Below are 19,258 nucleotides of genomic sequence, written 5' to 3'. Positions count from 1 at the left end.
GGCCCACCCGGGACGGGCCCTCTTCGCCGTGGGGCTCCTGGGGGCGGCGGTGGCCGCGTGGCGGTGGCGTTCCCGGCGCTGGAGCGTGGCGGTGGTGCTGGTGGGATGCGCGGCCGTGTATGGCTGGGTGCGCACGGTGCAGCCCTCCAATGGGCGGGACTGGGCGCCGGACCTGGCGCGGGCGCCGTGGGCGGAGGTCGCCGGCTCCCAGGTGACGCTCCACGAGGTGCGCGACTTCCGCTACCGGAGCACCACGGACTGGGATGAGGCCTGGTACACGGCCACCTACGACACGGAGGCGCTCACGGGCGCGTCGTTCATCGTGGAGCCCTTCTCCGGGGTCTACGGCGCGGCGCACACGATGGTGTCCTTCAGCTTCCAGGACGGCCGCCACGTGGTGTTCTCCGTGGAGGTGCGGCGGGAGAAGGGCGAGACGTTCTCCGCGGTGGGCGGCCTGTTCCGCCGCTTCGAGCTGGCGTACGTCGTGGGCGACGAGCGCGACCTCGTGCAACTGCGCTCCAACTTCCGCCACGACGCCGTGTACCTGTACCCCGTGAAGGCATCCAAGGAGCGCGTCACCGCGTTCTTCCTGGACATGGTGCAGCGGATGAACGGTCTGCACGCGGCGCCGGAGTTCTACAACACGCTCACCAGCAACTGCACCACCAACCTGGTGCGCCACTTCGAGAAGGTGGCCACCCAGGACGTGCCCTACGATCACCGCACGCTGATGCCCGCGTTCGCGGACGCGCTCGCGTACGAGCTGGGCATCATCGACACGGACGCCCCGCTGGAGCAGGTCCGCGCGCGCTATCACATCAACGCGCGCGCGCTGGCCGCGCAGGGGCAGGACGACTTCTCCCAGCGCATCCGCGCCCCCGAAACCACCGCCACCGCTCCGGCCCCGTGACTCAGGTGCCCGTCTTCCCGCCTGTCTTCTCGCCTGTCTTCTGGGGGTCGCCCTGGAGGTGCCGGACGTAGTGCCCCTCCAGCGCGGTGAAGTAGCCGCGCTCCTCCCACAGCTCCTTGAGGAGCCGGTCGGTGAGGGACTGCACCTCCGCGCTGTCGCCCTCGCGGTCCGGCACGCGGGGGCCGCGCTTCGGATCGAACAGGGCGCGGGTGGCCTCGGCCATCAACAGCCGGCTGCTGCGGAAGATGCGGCGCAGGGCCTGGTTGATGGGGCGGGGGTCCACCTCCTTGCAGGCGGCGATGATGGCGTCCTGCACCTTCCGGGGCGCGTCACCCTGGAGGGACGCGTCGTCCAGGTCGCCGCGCTCCAGGGCGTGGTGCAGCAGGTAGCCGTGGTGCAGCGTCGCGGACGTCAGGTCCACGCAGTCCTTCACCCAGAGGACGAAGAAGACCTTGCGGAACACCTTGCGCACCGGGAAGAGGGCCACGGCCTTCAGGTAGGACACGAGCCGTCCGCCCAGGCTGCGCGCCTCATGGGAGCCGGCCAGCACCGCCACGGCCGTGTCCGGGGCCTTGAGGCCCTTCTCCTTGAGCTGGTCGCGCACGGCCTGCTCGCGCACCTGCCGGAGGGCGTAGTCGTCCAGGAAGGGCACGGGGATGAGCGGGGTGAGCCCGGCCGCCACGGCGTGGAAGGCCACGCGCTTGAGCGAGGGAGGCACGGCATTCGATGGACGGGAGTTGGGGTCGGCCATGGCGTGCGTCATAACCGCTTCCGCCCCGGCCGCCTTCCGTCGGTAGACTGCCGGTGGGACTTTTGTCGGCGGGAGTGTCCTGAACTCCTCCGAGAGGTGGGACTGGATGAAGGCGAAGCAGGAGCTCCCCGTCGTGCCGTTCGCGTCGGAGCAGGCGTGGGAGAAGTGGCTGGACACGCACCACGTGGACGCGCCGGGCGTCTGGTTGAAGCTGGCCAAGCTGGATTCGGGCATCCCGTCGGTGACGTATGCCCAGGCGCTGGACGTGGCGCTCTGCTACGGCTGGATTGACGGGCAGAAGGACGCGTTCGACGACGCGTATTGGCTCCAGCGCTTCACGCCCCGGGGCGCCCGGAGCAAGTGGTCGAAGATCAACTGCGGCAAGGTGGATGCCCTCATCGCCGCGGGGCGGATGAAGCCCACGGGCCTGCTCCAGGTGGAGGCGGCCCGGGCGGACGGACGCTGGGAGGCGGCGTACGCGGGGGCGAAGGACATCGTCGTCCCGGAGGACCTGCTGCGCGCGTTGGACGCGAACCCGAAGGCGAAGGCGTTCTTCGCCACGCTCAAGAGCGCCAACCGGTACGCCATCCTGTACCGGCTCCACGAAGCGAAGAAGCCGGAGACGCGCGCGCGGCGGCTGGAGAAGTTCGTCGCCATGCTCGAGGCAGGCGAGACGCTCCACGGGTAGGCGCGGGCGGCCGGGGGCTACTTCGGCTCGCCCATGACTTCCAGCGTGTGCTTGAGCCGCTCCAGGCCCAGGCGCACCAGGGCGCCCCGCAGGTCGGGCTGGCCCAGGAACGCCTTCCTGAACACCTCGCGCTCCAGCTTGAGCAGCGTGCACGGCGTCACGGTGCGCACGGTGGCGGTGGCGAGGCGGCTTCTCAGCAGGGAGATCTCCCCGAACAGGGCGCCTTCCTCCAGCAGGGGGAAGGACGTCTGGCGTCCGTCGCTGTGCGTGTGGAAGACCTCGCACTGGCCGCGCAGCAGGACGTAGAGCGCGTCGCCGGGCTGGCCCCGGGTGAGGAGCGTTTCGCCCGCGGGGACGGTGCAGGGGACGAAGGCGTCGCCCAACTCGTGCTGCACTTCCGGGGGCAGCGCGGCGATGAGCGGGTTGCTGCGCAGCGTGTCCGCGAGCAGGCGCTCCTTCGCGGCCAGCTGCATCTGGTCCCCCTTCACGCCGTAGTCCTTGCCCAGCTCCCGGACGCCGGCCTGGGTGAGCTCCAGCAGCACCACGTCCTCCACCGTCACCACCGTGGCCGTGCGCTTCGTGCCGGTGAGCAGCGCCAGCTCTCCGAAGAACTCCCCGGAGCCCAGGCGGCCCACCTCCATGTTCGCGGCGCCGTCGTTGCCACGCAGCACGGCGACGCGTCCCTCCAGCACGACGAACATGGAGTTGCCGGGGTCGCCTTCGCGCACCACCACCTGGCCCGCCTGGAGGTAGCGCGTGCAGACGGGAGGGGCCGGGGCCACCTCCGGCTCCGTCACGTTCGCCGGGGCGGAAGGTGTCGCGGACGCCGGTCCGGCGGAAGCTTCCGGGGCGGACGGGTGGGCGGACAGCAAGGCCTGCAGGCGCGCGAACAGGGACATGGGGCACGGACGCTACCGAGGGGGCGGGCCTGTGACTGTGAAATGCTTCACAGCCATCGGGAGATCCGCAGGAATGCCTTCCGACCAGGCAGGCGGACTCAGGGTAAACCCTTACGGTGTAAGCGTTTGGCGGACAGGTTGGTGGAAGATGCAAGGGATTGGAGGCGCGATGCCGCAGGAGCAGAGGATGTTGCTGGGTGGGGCTCCGGCGCTGGTGGTGGGCGACGGGCCGACCCTGGCCCCGGGACCCAGGGGCACTGTCGTGCTCATCCCTGGACTGGGAGGGTCGAAGGAGGTCCAGCTTCCCGAGGCGCGGCTGCTGGCCCGGCATGGCTACCTCGCGGTGATCCTCGACGCCGTGGGGCATGGCGAGCGGCGGTATCCCGACTTCGAGCGCCGCTTCAGCCCCGACCATTGGGATGAGTCCTTCCGCGAAGTCGTCTCACGCACCGCGGAGGAGCTTCCCCGTGTGCTCGGTGCGCTGGCGGAGCGGGGCGGGTCGCGGCCGGGAGCGGTGGGCGTCTGCGGCATCTCGATGGGCGGTGCGATCCTCTACGAGGCCATGGGGTCGAAGTTGGCGCTCGACGCGGCAGTGGCGATCATCGCTCCGCCGCCCCGAGGGCCCCAGGTCCACGAACGGCTGGAGCGCTTCTTCCCGACGCCCCTGCTGATGCAGACGGCGGGGGCGGACTCCCTCGTCCCGGCGCACGAGGCGCGCGAGCTCCATCACGCGCTCCTGCCGCGTTACGCGAGCGCTCCCGAACGCCTCCGCTACTTCGAGCATCCCGGCGAAGAGCACATGTTCACCGAAGCGGGCTGGGGCCGCGTCTGGGAAGAGGTGCTGGGCTGGTTCAACCGGTTCATGCCGGTCGCGGGAGGCTGACGACGGGGCTACACTTCGCGGCCATGGGTGACACGCTGGACGTTGTCGTGGACGTGGGGGACGTGGGGGACGTGGCCGCGGACGGCGTGCTGCTCAAGTACGCCCAGGGCTTCCACGGCGCGGACGGCGCGGTGATGCGCCGGCTGGAGCTGGCGGGCCACGCGGCGGAGGGCCTCTCGCTGCTGCCGGGCGACCATCGCATCATCGAGACGAAGGGAAGCCTGGGGGCTCCCTGGGTGCTGTTCCTGGGCACGGTGCGCCTGCGCCAGTTCGGCTACCACGAGATCCGCCAGTTCGCGGTCCGGGCGCTCCAGCTCCTGGAGCCCCGACCCGGCCTCCGTCACCTCGCGTGCACGGTGCACGGCCCCAACTACGGGCTCGATGAGGACGAGGCGGTGCTGGCCCTGGTGGGCGGCTTCGTGGATGCGTTCCAGCGCGGCATCGGCCCGCGCGACCTGGAGCGCATCACCGTGGTGGAGCTCAATCCCAAGCGCATGGAGCGGCTGCGCAAGGCCCTGGCGCTGGGCCTGGGGGCCACCCTGGGCGTGGAGCCGCTGCTGGGCGGGATGGGGTTCCGCGTCCGGCGCAACGCCCGGTTCGTCGCGGCGGCGCCCATGGCGTCCGCGGGCGCGAACTCCAACGAGAAGCCGCATGCCTTCGTCGCGATGCCGTTCGCGCCGGAGCTGGAGGACACCTACCACTACGGCATCCTGGGGCCGGTGAAGGCCGCGGGCCTGCTGTGTGAGCGCGTGGACCAGGCCACGTTCGACGGCCCCATCATCCAGCGCATCCGGGACCGCATCGACACCGCGAAGGTCGTCATCGCGGACCTGTCACTGGCGAACCCCAATGTGTACCTGGAGGTCGGGTACGCCTGGGGCAGGGGAAAGCCCACGCTGCTGCTGGTGCGGGACGTGAAGGAACTGCGCTTTGACGTGTCCAGCTACCGCTGCCTCGTCTACCGCAGCATCCGGCACCTGGAAGAGGTGCTCACCCAGGAGCTGCAGCGGCTCCTCTGACGCTTCACCAGCCGCGCGCGGCGACCTCCCACGTCGCCACGCCCGTGTCGCCCCGCACGACGTGCAGTCGGGCATGCAGGGGGACGGAAACACAGACATGGTTGGGCACCACGCGCACTCGCTCCCCGATTCGGGGGCGCCACGTCGTGGCGGATACGTCCAGCAGCCCGTGCTCCTCCGACAGGTTCTTCACCACGACCTCCGGTCGCTCGAGCAGCACGCCATACCCCGGCGCCAGCCCTTCCTCCTTCGCGAGCGCCTTGGCCCCCGCGTCGATGACCACCTGTCCTGGGACGGCGGTGCTCACCACGGTGGCGAGGACGGAGTAGGCCACTTCCGTCCAATCACACGCACCAATCGTGACGCTGTTGCGGTCGTTCAAGACATTGAGGCCGGGGCGGATCTCCGTGAGTCCGCGCACGGCATGGGATTGCCAGAGGGTCGGGGTGGAGCCGCCGCTCACGACCTCGGGAGGAAGCCCCGAGGCGCGCAGGGCGTCCACGAACGACGCCAGTGTCTGGGATTGGGCCCGCATCGCGGCCGGTAGCTCCGCCTGCGGCATCCGGAGGTGGCCCGCGTAGAACGTCACGCCGCGAAACGCCACGCCCGGTGTGGAAGCCGCCACACGCGCCAGGGCCACGGCGTCCTCGGGCGTGCGCAGTCCGACCCGACGCATGCCCAGGTCCAATTCCACGAGCACGTCCACGGTGCGCCCGGCGTCCCGGGCCGCGAGTGCCAGGCCCTCCAGCGCTTCGCGTGAGTCCAGCGCCACGGTGAGCCGCACGCGAGAGGGCAGGGCCATCAAGCGCGCGAGTCGGCGTGCTCCCACGGGCGGGTACGCGAACAGCACGTCGTCGGACACCCGGGCCATGACCTCGGCCTCCAGGGCTGTCGCCACGGTGACGCCCGAGGCTCCCGCCGCGACCTGGAGCGCGCCCAGCTCCGCCGTCTTGTGGGTCTTCGTGTGGGGCCGCCAGCGCAGGCCGTGCTCCCGCGCATAGGTCGCGACGCGCTGGAGGTTCCGTTCGACACGGTCCAGGTCGACGAGGGCGGCGGGCGTATCCAGGGCATCCAGGGAGGGCGGGGGCATGCGGCGCATGCTGGCACCCGGCGCGGGGCCCCTCCAGCGCTCCGTTACCTGCTCCCGGTAGGACGTGTCGCCCTGCGTTCACTTCCCAGGGGGCGGCATGTCGCAGCGCTTTTCAACGGCGACCTTGCCGAACAGCCATTCACGCCGAAGGCGTCGATGCCGCCGGCTCGAAGCCGATGCGCGGGCGCTGCCAGGCCCAGCCGCCGGCCTTCAGGGCTTCCAGCGCCTGTGCCTCCAGCGCCTGCAGCGCGGCCAGCACCTGCGCGGGAGGGCGGGGCGCTCCCGGCGCGCTCTCCACCTCGAAGCGCGCGGGAATGGCGCTGGCGTCCTGGCCGCCCATCACCACGCGGACCCAACAGTTCTGCGGCGACAGCTCCGTCTCTCCGGACCAGGACACGTCCTGCACGAAGAGGTCCACCGCGCCGGGCGCCTTCTGCCCTCGCAGCCGCGCCACCACTGCGTCCAGGGAGCCCTTCGCGCGCTGGTTCCGCCTCTTGCCAAGGCGCGTGAGCGTCCACCAGGCGAGGCCGCCCGCGAGGATGGGCGAAAGGATGAAGAAGGGGATGAGCTGGCTCATGGGGCGCCAGGGTGCCACGAAATACAGGGGAAGGGAGGCCCGTCCCTCAAGCTGTGAAGGACGGGCCTTGAAGCACGGCTACTGCGGCGCGGGCGCGGTGGGCTTCTTCGTCGCGTTGGGCTTGTACGTCATGCCCAGCTCGTTGAAGACGAAGGAGTAGACGTCCACCTCCTCCTCGATGCGCGCGGCCAGCGGCGTGCCGGCGCCGTGCCCCGTCTCCGCGTCGGCGCGCAGGAGGATGGGCTTGGGGGAGCTGCTGGCCGCCTGCATCCGGGCCACCATCTTGCGCGAGTGGAACGGATCCACGCGCGGGTCGTTCGCCCCGGAGGTGAAGAGGATGGACGGATACTTCGTCCCGTCCTTCACCTGGTGCACCGGCGAATAGGCATACAGCGCCTTGAACTGCTCGGGGTCCTTCACGGTGCCGTACTCGGTGACGTTGAACTGGCCGTTGGGCGTCAGCTCCGTGCGCAGCATGTCGTAGATGCCCACGCGCGCCACCACCGCGCCGTACTGCTCCGGGTGCTGCGTCACGGCCGCGCCCATCAGCAGGCCGCCGTTGCTGCCACCCTGGATGGCCAGCTTCTTCGGCTGCGTGTACTTCTGGTCCACCAGCAGCTTCGCGCACGCGTAGAAGTCGTCGAACACGTTCTGCTTCTTCGTGAGCGAGCCGTCCTGGTGCCAGGACTCACCGAACTCCGAGCCGCCGCGCAGGTTGGCCACCGCGAACACGCCGCCCTGCTCCAGCCACAGGCCCGTCATCGCGCTGTAGCCGGGCGTGATGGAGACGTTGAAGCCGCCGTAGCCCGTGAGCCACGCCGGGTTCTTGCCGTTCAGCTTCGTGCCCTTCTTCTTCAGGATGGTGAGCGGCACCTTCGTGCCGTCCTTCGACGTGGCCTCCGTGCGCACCACCTCCACGTCGCTCATGTCGATGGCCGCCGTGCGCGCCAGCGCCGTCTTCGTCACCTTGCCGTCCTTCGCCGAGTAGCGGAACCACGCGGCCGGCTGCGTGAAGCTGCCGTTGATGAACAGCAGATCATCCGCGCCCTGCCGCACCGCCCCGCCCACCGAGGACACCGGCAGCGTGGGCACCATGCCCAGCGCCTTGCCCTTCAGGTCCACGATGCGCAGCTGCGACGGTCCGCCCAGCTGCTCCACCAGGTACAGCCGGCTCTGCGTGGCCAGGATGGACTGCACCGTGGCCTCGCCCTCGGGCACCAGCACCGTCGCCTTGTCCAGGGTCGGCGTCGCCAGCGGCAGGCGCAGCACCTTGCCGCGCGACGCGTCCTTGCGGCTGAGCAGGTACGCGGCGCCGTCGCTGCCGAAGCGCGCCGACACCACCTTGTCCGTGAACTTCGCCACCTGCGTCCACTTGCCGGAGGGGCCGTGCAGGTACAGCTCGAACTCGCCGCCGTCCCCGTTGGCGACGCGCGCGAACGTGTACTGGCCGTCGTCGCTGGCCTCCAGGTCCGTCATCGCGATGCGCGGGAAGTCCTTGCCCAGCGCGTACGTGTCCTTCTCCGTGGGCGTGCCCAGCGTGTGGAAGTACACCTGCTGATACACCTCACGGTCGATGGCCGGACGCTCCTCGCCGCGCGGATAGCGCGTGTAGAAGTAGCCCGTGCCCTGCGCGTTCCACGCGAGGCTGCCGCCCGCGGTGCCGCCGTTGACGCGCGGGACGACCTCGTTGGGCAGCGCCTTCGCGCCCGCCACGTCGTACACCGTCACGTCACCGCTCTCCGTGCCGCCCTTCGACATGGAGACGGCCACCTTCTTGCCGTCGTGCGTGAGCTGGAACCAGTCCAGGGTCGTCTTGCCGGACGGGTCCACCTGCGTGGGGTCCACCAGCGTGCGCTCCTTCGACGTGTCGTCCAGCGAGCCCACGACGACGAGCGTCGGCTGCTGCTTGGGCGGCTGGAACTTCACCGCCAGGATGACGCCGCCCTTCTCGTCCAGCGCCGCGTACGCGGGCGACTTCCACGACAAGAGCTCGGTGATGCGCTGGCGCAGGCCCTCGCGGCCGGGCAGCTTGTCCAGCACCGCGCGGGTGTAGCTGTTCTGCGCGTCCGTCCACGACTTCACCTTCGGGTCGGTGGCGGACTCCATCCACTGGTAGGGATCCGCCACCGGGGTGCCGTGGTAGGTGCTCTCCACGGGCTGCTTCTCCGCGGCGGCGGGCTTCGCGGGCGCCTTGCCCGCGGCCGTGGCCACGAGCGGGAGGAGCAGCGCGGCGGTGGTCACTGCGGTTCTGAGCTTCACGGTTCACCTCGCATCGATGTGCACTGTGACGTGCCCTGGCTTCATCAGCGCAGGGGCAGCTCCACCAGGGCGGTGGAGAAGAGATCGAAGGCTTCGTTGGCGTTGGGCTTCGTGCCCTCGTCCATGTTGCCGAGCATCAACGCGAACACGACGCGTGGGTGCTCCGGATCGTTGGGGCGCTCGGCCACGCCCACGAAACACTTCTGGCCGGTCAGCGTCCCCGTCTTCGCGCGGACGCGGCCCGCGGTGGCCTGCGTCGTGCGCCGTCCCGCCAGCGTCCCGTCCACGCCCAGCACCGGCAGGCTGTCCACCAGCGCCTGTCCATAGGGCTCCTGGAGGCTGGTGAGAATCACGCGCGCCATGCCCCGGGGCGTGGCCAGGTTGTAGCGGGACAGGCCGCTGCCATCCACCGGGCGCAGGTCCTTGGGCGGCACCCCGCGCCGCTGCAGCTCCGCGACCAGCGCCGTCCTCAGCGCGGCGTAGCCCTCCTGGCCGGTGCGCTCGCGCGCGAAGCGCATGCCCAGCCGCTCCGCGTACAGGTTGAGGCTCTCCTTGTTCGTCACGCGCACCAGCTCCGACAGGGGCGGGCTCATCAGCTCCACCAGCGGCACCGGCACCGGGGGCAGGGGCGGCGTGGGCGCCTCCAGCGTGAGCGGCAGCCGCGTCACCCCGTGGCGCGCCAGCGCGTCGTCCACGCACGCGGCGAACAGGTCCTGCGGCGCCTCCACGGCCAGCTTCACGGCGGCGGCCTGGGGGCAGGGGCCTCCGGGGGGAGAGCGCCACGTGCAGCTCACGCCCGGGCCCGCTCGCATGCAGGAGAGGTTGGTGCGGTCCGCGTTGACGTCCACGCGCACCACGGCGGACAGCGTGGCGAAGGTGGGGGTCCACTGGACGGCGGGCGCGTCCGCGCAGGTGGAGCCGGGCGCGCGGGCCAGGGCCAGGTCCACCACGTTCTCGCGGAAGACGAACGGGGTGGGCGCCGCGCTGTAGGCGTAGGCGGCGTCATCCCAGGCCCAGCCCGGCCCCATGAGGCCGTCCACGCCGTCCGTGCCGGCGATGCGCACGCTGCCGCGCCACTGGTGGATGCCGCGCGCCTGGAGCGCCTCCGCGATGCGCTCACACGCCAGGGCCGTCTCCGGGAAGCGCCATGAGCCCAGGGACGGATCGCCCGAGGCCTGCGCCACGATGTCGCCCAGGAACAGGCCCCCCACCTGCGAGCCCTCCAGCGACACCGGCGTCACGAAGCGGAAGTCCGCCCCCAGCGCGGACAGCGCCGCGGAGGTGGACACCACCTTCATCGTGGACGCGGGCAGGAGCCGCACGTTCTCCCGGTGCTTGAAGAGGGGCTCGCCGGTGCGCGCGTCCACCACGTACGCGCCCGCGAGCGCGCCGTCGGCCTCCAGCGTCTCCAGCAGGGAGCGGGTGACGTCGGGCAGGGTGCGCCCGGGAGCCGCCTCCGACCCGGGAGGCGCGTGGGCGCAGGCGGACAGCAGGACACAGACGGTGGAGACGCTGACGAGGACGGGGGCGCGGCGCATGGCGGCGGCCACCGTATGTCGCGTGCCTGGGAGTGTCATGGTTTCCGGCCGGCGGGGACGGGCGGGCGTACACGGGTGGACGGCCCGGGGGCGACCGGGCAGGGACGACGGGCGCGCAACGGCCGGGTTCGCTGGCTATTCCCACGGCCTTGGCGTCCAGCCACCCCGAGTGCCTTGACGCCACGGCACTGGCCCCCCATCCTCCCGCGCCCCATGCCTGTCCTACGTGGTGCCGTCACCTTTTCGCGCTTCCGGACCGAGCCGGCCAAGGATGCGCCGTCCGACGTGAAGCGTTGGCTGACCAAGGGACTCAAGTCCCATGCGTTCGAGCCCATCGACCGCCGCTCCGAAGATGAGCGCGCGGCTGGTTTCGTGGAGCTGGAGAACGCGGAGGCCTCCGATTTCTCCACCACCCACCTCTTCTATGGCGAGTACGCCCTGTTCGCCTTCCGCATCGACACCCTGAAGGTCCCCGCCTCCATGATGAAGGCGGAGCTGGACAAGTGGTCCGCCGCCTTCGCCCGGGAGAACAGCCGTCCTCCCGCGCGAGCGGAGAAGAACAAGCAGAAGGCGGAGCTGAAGCAGCTGCTCCGTCAGCGGGCCGTGCCGCGCACCGCCGTGCTGGACGTGGCGTGGAACCTGAAGACGCAGCAGGTGCAGATCTGGGCCGCGTCCCGCAAGACGGTGGATGAGATCTCCGTCGCGCTGGAGGGCGCCCTGGCGGTGAAGGTGATTGGCATCACGCCCGCGTCGATGGCGCAGCGTGCGGGCATCGACGACAAGGCCCTGGGCCCCACGGCGGAGCTCATCGGAATGGACCTGCCGGCGACGGCTTCGGTGGAGGACAGCCATGGCGAAGGGTGAGCAGGCACGGATCGAGGCGGCGTTCGCCCGGGGCGACGTGGGCGTGGATGGCGGCTCCACCGAAGAGGTCAAGGACGAGGCCGAGGTCGAACAGGGCAAGGCGCGCGAACAGCTCCTGCGCGGCCGGGCCTACCTGGGGCGCGAGTTCCTGACGTGGCTGCTGTGGCGCTCGGAGTCCGGCGATGCGCTGGTGGACCACGACGGCGCGTCCGTCACCGCCCTCTACCTGGGCAAGGTCGTGCTGCGCGGCGTGGCGGGCGACGTCACGGAGCTGAGCGCGCGCGGCACGCTGGCGCCGTACTCGGAGAACGTGCGGCACTCGCTGGACCGGGGGCTGCTCGTGTCCCAAGCGCGGCTGCGCATCACCCACGGCGAGCGCGAGTTCGAGCTCACCCTGGATGCCGAGTTCCTGGACATCCGCGCCGCGAAGCTGCCCGCCCTGATGACCGAGGAGGAGGATGATCAGCTCACCGAGCGCCTGGAGCTGACCGAACAGCTCTCCGCCCTCGTGGATGCGCTGGTGACGGACTTCCTCGCCGTGCGCGGCGGACGCGCGTGGAGCAAGCAGGTGGTGCCCGCGATGAAGGCGTGGATGAAGGGCGAGGAGAAGGGCTCCGACCTGCTCTCCAAGGCCGCCCGCGCCAAGGGCCGCGACGCCCGCGCCGCCCGGGGCTGATACGGGCTGAGCCAGCTGAAACATCCAGAATAAAACAAGGAAGTGTAGAAACTCGTGGAAAAGCTCCGAAGCGGGTGACACAGTGCGCCAAGCGTCTGTGTCCCCCCTTTGGAGTCCCCCCACATGAAGCATCCCTTCCTGTTGCTTTCGGCCGCCCTGGCCATCCTCCTTCCGTTCCACGCGAGCGCCCAGAGCAGCATCGTCGCGTTTGGCGACAGCCTGAGTGACAACGGCAAGTACAGCACCGCCACCAGCGGTCCGACGACGTATCCCTCCAGCCAGATCTCCGGCCCCTGGGTGAAGCAGCTCGCGGACCAGCTGGACCTTCCGCTCGTGGCCTCCGACGAAGGGGGCACGAACTACGCGCAGGGCGGCTCGGTCACCGCGGACATGACGAACCAGGTGAACGCCTACATCAGCAGCAACCCGACGGCGTCCCCCACGGCGCTGTATGTCTTCTGGGGCGGCGGCAACGACATCCACCACAAGGCGCGTGAAAACCCGTTCGACACGGCCGGCGTCAAGGCCGCTGCGACGACGGCCGTCTCCAACATCGAAGGGCAGATCCGCAAGCTCGTCGCCCGGGGCGCGAAGCGCTTCCTGTGGGTGAACATGCCGCCGCTCAACAAGACGCCCGCGGCGCGGTCCATCCCGTTCGGTCTGGGCGACGCCCTGCTCGGACCGCCCAGCACGCACTTCAACACGCTCTGGGTCCAGTCCATCACCCGGATGCGCACCGAGTTCCCGACCGTGAAGTTCATCGGGCTGAACGCCTACAACAAGTTCAACGCCATCATCGCGTCGCCGTCCTCGTATGGACTGACGAACGTCACGGACACGTGCAAGAGCAAGAACGTCAACCCGGACCGGTACCTGTTCTGGGATGAGATCCACCCGACGAGCTTCGCCCACCGCATCTTCGCGAATCAGGCGTACGACCAGGTCTCCGCCGCCTTCGGCTTCAGCCCCGGCCTCATGGCCGAGGAGTGGACCGCGGAGGAGTGGGGCGCGCAGTAGGTGGAGCGAACAAAAAACCCTGTCTCAACCCGGAGCCCACCATGAAGCATCCCTTCCTGTTGCTTTCGGCCCTCCTGGCCGTCCTCCTCCCGTTCCACGCTGGCGCGCAGAGCAGCATCGTCGTCTTTGGCGACAGCCTGAGTGACAACGGCAACAACGGCATCGCCACCAGCGGTCCGACGACGAATCCCTCCAGCCAGATCTCCGGCACCTGGGTGAAGCAGCTCGCGACGCAGCTGGGCCTGCCCCTGACCGCGTCCGACAACGGCGGCACGAACTACGCCCGGGGCGGCGCCGTCACCAGCGGGATGACCAGCCAGGTGAACAACTACCTGGCGGCCCAACCGACGGCGTCCTCCACGGCGCTGTACGTCCTCTGGGGCGGAGGCAATGACATCAATTACAAGGCCCAGGCCAACCCGTTCGACTCGGCCGGCATCAAGGCCGCGGCGACGACGGCCGTCTCCAACATCAATGGGCAGATCCGCAAGCTGGTCGCGGCGGGCGCGAAGCGCATCCTCTGGGTCAACTTGCCGCCCTTGAACAAGACGCCCGCGGCCCTGTCAGTCCCGGGCGGCCTGGGCACCACCGTGCTGGCGCCTCCCACCAGCCAGTTCAACACCCTGTGGGCGCAATCGCTGACGAAGCTGCGCCAGGACTTCCCGTCCGTCACCTTCATCGGGATGAACGCCTTCAACCAGTTCAACGCCATCATCGCGTCGCCGTCCTCGTATGGGCTGACGAACGTCACCGGCACCTGCAAGGGCAAGGCGGTCAACCCCGACACGTACCTGTTCTGGGATGGGCTCCACCCCACGAGCTACAGCCACCGCATCTTCGCGGACTACGGCCATGACCTCGTGTCCGCCGCCTTCGGCTTCAGCGCCGGCCTCTCCGCCGACGAGTGGACAGTGGAGGAGCTGAGCGCGCGGTAGTCACCCCGGTGCGCCAGTCTGGAACAGCCGCCCGCGCCGGAATGGAGCGGGCGGCTGGTCCAGGACGGGGCATGCCGGAGCTGGCTGCCGGAGCTGTTCTTGCTGATGCTGCGGCTGGGGCCGGACTTCGCCACGGACCTCTTCGAGGTCGCCACACGCGACCTCGCGCGGCTGCGCATCAAGCTCTCCTACAAGTGGCAGTTCGACGTGCAGGGCGACGCGGAGAAGGACAAGGCCATCTTCCGGGTGAACGACTTCATCGGGTACGTGTGTGAGAACCTCGCGTCGCGGATCCGCCAGGTGGCCGCGGAGAACGAATTCGAGACCTTCCACAAGAACGCCAGCGTGCTCATCCGCCGCGCCATCTTCGGCATGGACGACGCGGGCCGCGCTCGCAAGGACCGGCTCTTCTCCGAGAACCAGCTGCGCATCATCGACATCGACATCAAGGACATCGCGCCCGTCGACGAGAAGACGGCCCTGAAGCTGCGCGAGGTCATCGACACCAACATCCAGATCCAGTTGGACGCCTCACGCCAGGAAGCGCAGGCCGCCGCCGAACTCAAGCGCATCCGCAGCGAGGAGGAGAAGCAGCTCGCGGACATCGCCAGCCACCGCAAGTCGGAGGCGGAGCGCCAGTCCCTCATCGAGCTGCAGAACCGCAACCACCAGCTCGAAACGCTCAGCCGCGCCAAGGTGGAGGCGGAGGCGGAGGCGCAGCTGGAGAAGGCGCGCGTGGAGAGCGAGGAGGCCCTGGCCCGCGCCGAGTCCGACGCGCGGGCCTCCCGCATCCGCTCCGAGGCGGAGCTGGAGCGCGAGCGCCTCACCACCCAGATGGCCCTGGAGCGGCAGCAGCGCCTCAAACGACCTGGAGGTGGAGCGCCAGTCCCGACTCGCCGAGGTGGAGGCCTCGCAGTTCCGCCAGCGCGTGGAGGCGCTGGGGGGAGGGGAGAACTTCGTGAAGGCCGTCGCGGCCCAGGCCCAGGCCGCCGTCGTGGGCGGCCTGGACAAGGTCGTCTTCCTCCCCAGCGGCGCCAACCTCAACCTCTTCGACGCCATGCAGGGGCTGCTGGGCCCGGGAGGCGCGCCCCGCCTGTCGGCCGGCAACGCCTCCAAGCCGGACGGCACCCCCGCCTGAGTCGCTACTGCTCGTACTCGTCGCAGCCGGTCTCCTGCTTCACCGGGAACGCGGACTGCTTCTCCTGGCGCACGTAGTCATGGCTCTGGGAGAAGAGGTCCGGGCTCGTCACCGACACGGTGCCCTTCGCCGCGTCGGCCGTCTTCCACTGGAGCGCCTCCGGCTTGCCCGCCGCGGACGTGAGCCCCAGCACCCAGGCCCCGGCGCCCTTGCCGGGCTCCAGTGACGTCACCTTCAGCGTCGTCGCCTCCTGCCCCAACTGCACCACCACCTCGCCCGTCGCGGGCTTGACGGTGAAGCTGCGGTTCTGGGCCGAGCAGGGCTTGAGGATGACGAAGCCCTTGCCCTTGCGCGTCAACTCCACCCAGGTGCCCGCGAAGGGCTGGAGCTTGTCGGCCGCGATGGGCGCCTGCGCCGTCTGGGGCGCCTTGGAGGGGGCGGTATCCGCCGCGCAGTCCAGGTCCGCGCGCTTGATCAGCCCGGCAGTGGCCTTCTGGGGCCCCTGGAAGCGCGCGGGGATGAGGTCCGGCTCCACCGGATCCAGGTAGACCTCCACCGCGTCGCCCGACACCACGAACGTCTTGCGGGGCGTGTTGGCCGCGTCCGACGCGAAGAAGCCCGCCTTGGACGCCTTCACCTTGCAGATGGTCAGCGGCTGGGGCGTGCCCCGCGTGAAGGAGTCCTTGCCCGGGTAGCCCGCGCCACAGCAGGTGGGCGCCTTCGTCTCCAGCACCAGCCGCTGGGGTTCGACGCGCAGCGTCCAGGGCTCCTTCTCTCCGGCCACGTTCAGCGTCCAGCGCGTGGGCGTCTTGCGTTGCACGACGAGCGCGCAGTCACACGTGCCCACACTGTCGCCCTGCGGAAAACCGGCCGAGTAGTGGATCAGCGTCTCGTTGCTTCCCTCGACGATGGCCAGTGCGCCGCCGTCCTTGGAATAAAGACCCGTGAGTCCGTCAGACCCCTGCGCTGAGGCATTCGAGACCGCAGCTGCAAGGCCCAGGGCGAGCAGCATTGACACATTTTTGAATTTGGGTTGGATTTTGCGCATCCGGGTAGGTCTCCTGGTCGGTTTCTTCAGTATCGGTGGATTTATCCGCTGAAACTGAAGTTGCTGGAATCACTGGTTTGACATGATTGTGACTGAGAATGGGAAACTGCCTGCACTGCCCGACGATAATCACCGCAAATATCCAATCACGTCCGCGACCCCTGTGTTCGCGGCCTGACATGAAGGTTCCTCCATGACCGTCTCCAGCCTCCGCGTCCGTTCGGGCGACACCCTCTCCGCGATCGCCAAGCGCAACGACACGACGGTGAAGGCGCTGGTGAAGGCCAACAACATCAAGGACCCGGACCGCATCCGCGCGGGCCAGACGCTGCGCATCCCGGACGGCTTCGACACGAAGCCCGCGCGCGGCACGAGCACGAAGCCGGCCACCAGCACCACCTCCAAGCCGGCGACGTCCAACACGGGCGGGACGAAGGCGACGGACACCACGAAGCAGACGACGGCGCCCGCGGGCGGCGGTGAGCTGGGCGGGCTGAGCCGCAAGTACGAGGCGCGCGGTCCCGGCACGGTGTCCACGGGCAAGGGCGACCACGGTGGCGTGTCCTACGGCTCCTACCAGTTCGCGTCCGCGAACGGGTCCGCGCAGTCGTTCGTGAACTCGCTGAAGAAGAGCCACCCCGAGTACCACTCGGCGCTGTCGGGCAGCAAGCCGGGCTCGGAGGCGTTCTCCAACGCGTGGAAGCAGCTCGCGGCGAAGGACCCCAAGGGCTTCGACAAGGCGCAGCACGACTACATCCAGGCCACGCACTACGAGCCGGGCGCCGCGAACATCAAGAAGGCGACGGGCATCGACCTGAACACGCGCTCCGCGGCGCTGCGCGATGTGGCCTGGTCCACGTCCGTGCAGCACGGGCCGGGCAAGGCGGATGACATCTTCAAGAAGGCGCTGGCCGGCCGCGATCCCGCCAAGGTGAGCGACGAGCAGCTCATCAAGGACATCTACGCCGAGCGCGGCCGCACGAACTCGAGCGGCAACCTGGTGCACTTCTCCAGCAGCTCCAAGAGCATGCAGGAGGGCGTGGCCAACCGCTTCAAGAACGAGTCGAAGGACGCGCTCGCGCTGCTCAAGAACGAGAAGGCGGGCGGCACCACGACCCCGAGCACCACGACGGGTGGCACGAAGCCGGCCACGAGCAACACGACGGGTGGCACGAAGCCGTCCACGAGCAACTCCGGCTCCACGTCGGGCGCCAACTCGCAGAAGCCCACCACGGAAGTGGACCTCAATGACACGCAGAACGTGGCGCCCTCCAAGTCGGGCCCCGCGGTCCACGTGAAGGTGCCGTACTACAGCCAGTTCGAGGGGGGCCACGGCTTCACCCCGAGCAAGACCGCGTGCTTCGACGCCGCGAAGGCGATGGCGGGCAAGGTCGGCGCGAACGTCACGGGCCCGGACAAGCGCATCCAGGTGGGCACGAGCGAGAACAGCACGGGCCAGCTGTCGGTGAACTCCAAGAAGGCCGCCGAGGGCCGCAACTACATCGACCAGCAGCTCAACGCCGGCAAGCCGGTGGTGGTGGGCGTCAGCCACAAGGACGCGTCGTACAACGCGGACGGGCTCACGGATCACTTCGTGACCATCACGGGCCGTGGCGTGGACGACAAGGGCCGCACCTACTACACGTTCCACGACCCGGGGACGACCAACGCCAGCAAGGGCAAGGACACCAACCCCAACAACCGCTTCTACGTGGACGAGAAGACGGGCGGGATGACCCGCCCCGGCAAGTCCGCCGAGGGCTACGTGACGGACCGCCGCTTCGACGTCGCGATGGTGCGCCGCAACGGGTAGTCGCCTCAGCCTCCCACACGTGAAGAACCGGCCCGGCGGCCCTCCTTCTCAGGGGGCCGACCGGGCTTTCTTCATGGGCCCCCGGGGCCCCCGGGGCCCCCCGGGCCCAGAGAACGCCGAGCCGGTCACGGTCGCCAAAGGCTGCTGGTGACCGCGGTCAGCGGGCGATGACTCGAGTCATCAGGGAAGGGAGCCCGGTTTGCGCCGCCGCGCCGCGTGCTTCGAGGCCAGGCGGAGGTTCACCTCAGGGATATCAGGCACTTGGGTTGCGACGGGCGCCCGCCGCAGGGTTGGCATGTCTCCTGCTGTAGGTGTTGGTCATGCAGTCCCCTTCACTCTCCCGAGGAAATCCCATGGCCCTCTCGCCCCTGTCCAACCACTCCGCCACCATCCGCCGCCCCACGCAGGACATTGCTTCGCGGCCTGAAGGCCTGTCCGCCCCGAGCATCCGGGCCGGTGGCTGCAAGCCCCAGTCGAACGTGGCGGCTCAGCTCCAGCAGGATGGCTTCAGCGCGGGCCCCCAGCAGGGGGCGCAGTTCAAGAAGTTCATGGAGGGCCTCAACGAGATGGTGAAGGAGCTGGAGCAGCTCACCGAGATGCTCCAGGCCAACGGCATCGGTGAAGCGCCCTCCCTGGGCGGCGAGGAGGGCGTCGAGGCTTCGTCGGGCGCGGAAGGTGCTCCGAGCGCGGAAGGCGCGGCGAGCGCGGGCGGCCCGTCGAGCGCGGGTGATTCGTACCAGGCCGGGGCCGCCGATGCGGCCGGCTCTACGGGTCCGGCTCCTCAGGGCCAGGTGGGTGACTGGATCAAGCAGGCGCAGAAGCTGCTCGCCGCCGCGGGCATCCCGGCCGACAAGATGAACGCGCAGGACATCGCCCGCATCATCGAGCACGAGTCCAGCGGCAACCCCAGCGCCATCAACCTCACGGACGACAACGCGAAGAAGGGCACCCCGTCCATCGGCCTGATGCAGACCATCCAGCCGACGTTCGACGCGCACAAGCTCCCCGGCCACGACGACATCCGCAACCCGGTGGACAACATCGCCGCGGCCGTGCGCTACGCGGTGGACCGCTACGGCTCGGTGTCCAACGTCCCGGGCATCAAGAACCTCAACAGCGGCACCGGCTACGTCGGCTACTAGCAGCGGCTGTC

The 19,258-nt window shown here is 69.7% G+C and carries 18 protein-coding genes; 11 read left to right on the top strand and 7 right to left on the bottom strand.

What is annotated here, in order from left to right:
• A partial coding sequence (locus D7X12_RS15110) for an Lnb N-terminal periplasmic domain-containing protein (protein WP_120625978.1) occupies positions 1-910 on the top strand: 910 nt, incomplete at its 5' end.
• A 1-nt stretch (position 911) separates the two neighbouring features.
• Here the strand turns inward: D7X12_RS15110 and D7X12_RS15105 are convergent.
• A complete protein-coding gene (locus D7X12_RS15105) occupies positions 912-1,661 on the bottom strand; it encodes a hypothetical protein (RefSeq protein ID WP_120625977.1) in 750 nt (249 codons plus the stop codon).
• A gap of 106 nt (positions 1,662-1,767) precedes the next feature.
• On the opposite strand from D7X12_RS15105, the gene D7X12_RS15100 reads away from it, so the two are divergent.
• Positions 1,768-2,349, top strand: coding sequence for a YdeI/OmpD-associated family protein (locus D7X12_RS15100; protein WP_120625974.1), 582 nt, complete (start codon positions 1,768-1,770; stop codon positions 2,347-2,349).
• A 17-nt stretch (positions 2,350-2,366) separates the two neighbouring features.
• Here D7X12_RS15100 and D7X12_RS15095 read toward each other — a convergent pair whose 3' ends face one another.
• Positions 2,367-3,248, bottom strand: coding sequence for a cyclic nucleotide-binding domain-containing protein (locus tag D7X12_RS15095; protein ID WP_120625973.1), 882 nt, complete (start codon positions 3,246-3,248; stop codon positions 2,367-2,369).
• Positions 3,249-3,435: 187 nt separating this feature from the next.
• On the opposite strand from D7X12_RS15095, the gene D7X12_RS15090 reads away from it, so the two are divergent.
• Both D7X12_RS15090 and D7X12_RS15085 read left to right on the top strand, forming a co-directional pair.
• Entirely contained in the window at positions 3,436-4,131 is a 696-nt protein-coding gene (locus D7X12_RS15090) for a dienelactone hydrolase family protein (RefSeq protein ID WP_158620052.1), read from the top strand.
• A gap of 23 nt (positions 4,132-4,154) precedes the next feature.
• A complete protein-coding gene (locus D7X12_RS15085; RefSeq protein WP_120625971.1) occupies positions 4,155-5,150 on the top strand; it encodes a TIR domain-containing protein in 996 nt (331 codons plus the stop codon).
• Positions 5,151-5,154: 4 nt separating this feature from the next.
• On the opposite strand, the gene D7X12_RS15080 is transcribed toward D7X12_RS15085, so the two are convergent.
• From D7X12_RS15080 to dacB, 4 genes are all read right to left on the bottom strand, one after another.
• A complete protein-coding gene (locus D7X12_RS15080) occupies positions 5,155-6,240 on the bottom strand; it encodes a D-TA family PLP-dependent enzyme (RefSeq protein WP_244224565.1) in 1,086 nt (361 codons plus the stop codon).
• A gap of 139 nt (positions 6,241-6,379) precedes the next feature.
• A complete protein-coding gene (locus D7X12_RS15075; RefSeq protein ID WP_120625969.1) occupies positions 6,380-6,817 on the bottom strand; it encodes a hypothetical protein in 438 nt (145 codons plus the stop codon).
• Positions 6,818-6,895: 78 nt separating this feature from the next.
• Positions 6,896-9,076: a prolyl oligopeptidase family serine peptidase gene (locus tag D7X12_RS15070; RefSeq protein ID WP_120625968.1), complete on the bottom strand. Its 2,181-nt coding sequence runs from the start codon at positions 9,074-9,076 to the stop codon at positions 6,896-6,898.
• Between the two features lie 44 nt (positions 9,077-9,120).
• Positions 9,121-10,614: a D-alanyl-D-alanine carboxypeptidase/D-alanyl-D-alanine endopeptidase gene (dacB, locus tag D7X12_RS15065; protein WP_120625976.1), complete on the bottom strand. Its 1,494-nt coding sequence runs from the start codon at positions 10,612-10,614 to the stop codon at positions 9,121-9,123.
• A gap of 213 nt (positions 10,615-10,827) precedes the next feature.
• Between dacB and rdgC the strand changes: the two genes are divergently transcribed.
• From rdgC to D7X12_RS15040, 5 genes are all read left to right on the top strand, one after another.
• On the top strand, positions 10,828-11,478 hold the full coding sequence (gene rdgC / locus D7X12_RS15060; protein WP_120625967.1) for a recombination-associated protein RdgC: 651 nt from the start codon (positions 10,828-10,830) through the stop codon (positions 11,476-11,478).
• Complete coding sequence (locus D7X12_RS15055) at positions 11,465-12,154, top strand: hypothetical protein (protein ID WP_120625966.1); 690 nt, start codon at positions 11,465-11,467, stop codon at positions 12,152-12,154. Before rdgC ends, D7X12_RS15055 begins: the two co-directional genes overlap by 14 nt.
• A 123-nt stretch (positions 12,155-12,277) precedes the next feature.
• The gene (locus tag D7X12_RS15050) at positions 12,278-13,171 is read left to right on the top strand and encodes an SGNH/GDSL hydrolase family protein (RefSeq protein ID WP_120625965.1); all 894 of its coding nucleotides are present in this window, start codon (positions 12,278-12,280) and stop codon (positions 13,169-13,171) included.
• Between the two features lie 41 nt (positions 13,172-13,212).
• Positions 13,213-14,106 carry an SGNH/GDSL hydrolase family protein gene (locus tag D7X12_RS15045; RefSeq protein ID WP_120625964.1) on the top strand — a complete coding sequence of 298 codons (894 nt, stop codon included), beginning with the start codon at positions 13,213-13,215 and terminating at the stop codon, positions 14,104-14,106.
• A gap of 105 nt (positions 14,107-14,211) precedes the next feature.
• Entirely contained in the window at positions 14,212-15,321 is a 1,110-nt protein-coding gene (locus D7X12_RS15040) for an SPFH domain-containing protein (protein WP_244224566.1), read from the top strand.
• Here the strand turns inward: D7X12_RS15040 and D7X12_RS15035 are convergent.
• The gene (locus D7X12_RS15035; RefSeq protein WP_244224564.1) at positions 15,249-16,256 is read right to left on the bottom strand and encodes a hypothetical protein; all 1,008 of its coding nucleotides are present in this window, start codon (positions 16,254-16,256) and stop codon (positions 15,249-15,251) included. The genes D7X12_RS15040 and D7X12_RS15035 overlap by 73 nt on opposite strands.
• A gap of 229 nt (positions 16,257-16,485) precedes the next feature.
• Between D7X12_RS15035 and D7X12_RS15030 the strand changes: the two genes are divergently transcribed.
• Both D7X12_RS15030 and D7X12_RS15025 read left to right on the top strand, forming a co-directional pair.
• On the top strand, positions 16,486-18,105 hold the full coding sequence (locus D7X12_RS15030) for a LysM peptidoglycan-binding domain-containing protein (RefSeq protein ID WP_120625961.1): 1,620 nt from the start codon (positions 16,486-16,488) through the stop codon (positions 18,103-18,105).
• 353 nt (positions 18,106-18,458) lie between these two features.
• Complete coding sequence (locus D7X12_RS15025; RefSeq protein WP_120625960.1) at positions 18,459-19,247, top strand: transglycosylase SLT domain-containing protein; 789 nt, start codon at positions 18,459-18,461, stop codon at positions 19,245-19,247.
• Positions 19,248-19,258 lie beyond the last annotated feature (11 nt).

This window comes from Corallococcus sicarius (assembly GCF_003611735.1).
Classification (GTDB): Bacteria; Myxococcota; Myxococcia; order Myxococcales; family Myxococcaceae; genus Corallococcus; species Corallococcus sicarius.
Note: the sequence above shows the minus strand (reverse complement) of the source record. Positions and strands in the feature narration are given on the sequence as shown.

What these genes read in the sequence shown, in the direction of transcription:
- D7X12_RS15095 (WP_120625973.1), bottom strand. Translation starts at nt 3,248, where the DNA reads ATGTCCCTGTTCGCGCGCCTGCAGGCCTTGCTGTCCGCCCACCCGTCC.
- D7X12_RS15045 (WP_120625964.1), top strand. Translation starts at nt 13,213, where the DNA reads ATGAAGCATCCCTTCCTGTTGCTTTCGGCCCTCCTGGCCGTCCTCCTC.
- D7X12_RS15040 (WP_244224566.1), top strand. Translation starts at nt 14,212, where the DNA reads ATGCTGCGGCTGGGGCCGGACTTCGCCACGGACCTCTTCGAGGTCGCC.
- dacB (WP_120625976.1), bottom strand. Translation starts at nt 10,614, where the DNA reads ATGCGCCGCGCCCCCGTCCTCGTCAGCGTCTCCACCGTCTGTGTCCTG.
- D7X12_RS15100 (WP_120625974.1), top strand. Translation starts at nt 1,768, where the DNA reads ATGAAGGCGAAGCAGGAGCTCCCCGTCGTGCCGTTCGCGTCGGAGCAG.
- D7X12_RS15025 (WP_120625960.1), top strand. Translation starts at nt 18,459, where the DNA reads ATGGCCCTCTCGCCCCTGTCCAACCACTCCGCCACCATCCGCCGCCCC.
- D7X12_RS15030 (WP_120625961.1), top strand. Translation starts at nt 16,486, where the DNA reads ATGACCGTCTCCAGCCTCCGCGTCCGTTCGGGCGACACCCTCTCCGCG.
- D7X12_RS15090 (WP_158620052.1), top strand. Translation starts at nt 3,436, where the DNA reads ATGTTGCTGGGTGGGGCTCCGGCGCTGGTGGTGGGCGACGGGCCGACC.
- D7X12_RS15055 (WP_120625966.1), top strand. Translation starts at nt 11,465, where the DNA reads ATGGCGAAGGGTGAGCAGGCACGGATCGAGGCGGCGTTCGCCCGGGGC.
- D7X12_RS15085 (WP_120625971.1), top strand. Translation starts at nt 4,155, where the DNA reads ATGGGTGACACGCTGGACGTTGTCGTGGACGTGGGGGACGTGGGGGAC.
- D7X12_RS15080 (WP_244224565.1), bottom strand. Translation starts at nt 6,240, where the DNA reads ATGCCCCCGCCCTCCCTGGATGCCCTGGATACGCCCGCCGCCCTCGTC.
- D7X12_RS15075 (WP_120625969.1), bottom strand. Translation starts at nt 6,817, where the DNA reads ATGAGCCAGCTCATCCCCTTCTTCATCCTTTCGCCCATCCTCGCGGGC.
- D7X12_RS15050 (WP_120625965.1), top strand. Translation starts at nt 12,278, where the DNA reads ATGAAGCATCCCTTCCTGTTGCTTTCGGCCGCCCTGGCCATCCTCCTT.
- rdgC (WP_120625967.1), top strand. Translation starts at nt 10,828, where the DNA reads ATGCCTGTCCTACGTGGTGCCGTCACCTTTTCGCGCTTCCGGACCGAG.
- D7X12_RS15035 (WP_244224564.1), bottom strand. Translation starts at nt 16,256, where the DNA reads ATGCTGCTCGCCCTGGGCCTTGCAGCTGCGGTCTCGAATGCCTCAGCG.
- D7X12_RS15105 (WP_120625977.1), bottom strand. Translation starts at nt 1,661, where the DNA reads ATGGCCGACCCCAACTCCCGTCCATCGAATGCCGTGCCTCCCTCGCTC.